The sequence below is a fragment of the Tepidimonas sp. genome, from assembly GCF_046292505.1.
Lineage (GTDB): Bacteria > Pseudomonadota > Gammaproteobacteria > Burkholderiales > Burkholderiaceae_C > Tepidimonas.
This window is the reverse complement of sequence record NZ_JBKBQX010000190.1, coordinates 1-691: the sequence shown is the minus strand read 5'-3', so window position 1 is coordinate 691 and position 691 is coordinate 1. Positions and strand designations below refer to the sequence as shown.

Annotated in this window: 1 protein-coding gene; it reads left to right on the top strand. The window is 64.7% G+C overall.

All coding sequences use genetic code 11. The features are described from left to right. Positions 1–74: 74 nt before the first annotated feature. Positions 75–691 (top strand): SIS domain-containing protein (locus ACK4TH_RS12665; RefSeq protein WP_409626959.1); only part of this gene is annotated, 617 nt, incomplete at its 3' end.

Genomic DNA, 691 nt, shown 5'->3' with positions numbered 1-691 from the left:
CGTCAGGGCTTGAAGCGCCGACCTAATTCTAGGACAAGGCCCTACGCCAGTCTGGCGTGCGGAGCCTTATTACCTTGACCTCACAATCGGATCTCGACCTCGCCCGGACTGTCATCCGTACAGAGCGGGACGCGCTCGAAAAGCTGGAGCAGACCCTCGGCCCATCGCTGGAAGAGGCTGTGAATGTCATCCTCGCCACGGACCGCTATGTGATCGTCGCGGGCGTCGGCAAGTCCGGGCATATCGGGCAGAAGATCGCGGCAAGCCTTGCCTCGACCGGCACGCCGTCCTTCTTTCTCCACCCCACCGAGGCCAGCCATGGCGACCTGGGCATGATCGTGCCAGGCTCGGTCGTGCTGGCGATTTCCTATTCGGGCGAAAGCCGGGAGCTGATTGATCTGCTGCGCTATTGCAAGAGCAATGCGATCCCGCTGATCGCCATGACGCGGGCGCGCGACTCAACGCTCGGGCGCTACGCCGATGTGCTGCTGGAAATGCCGACCGTTCCGGAAGCCTGCCCGAACGGCCTGGCGCCGACCTCCTCCACCACCATGGCGCTGGCGCTGGGCGACGCGCTGACCATCGTGCTGATGGCGCGGCGGGGTTTCTCGACCGAAGATTTCGGCTTCCGCCATCCCGGCGGCAAGCTCGGCCGGACGCTGCAGACGGCGGGCGATTATATCCGCGACCA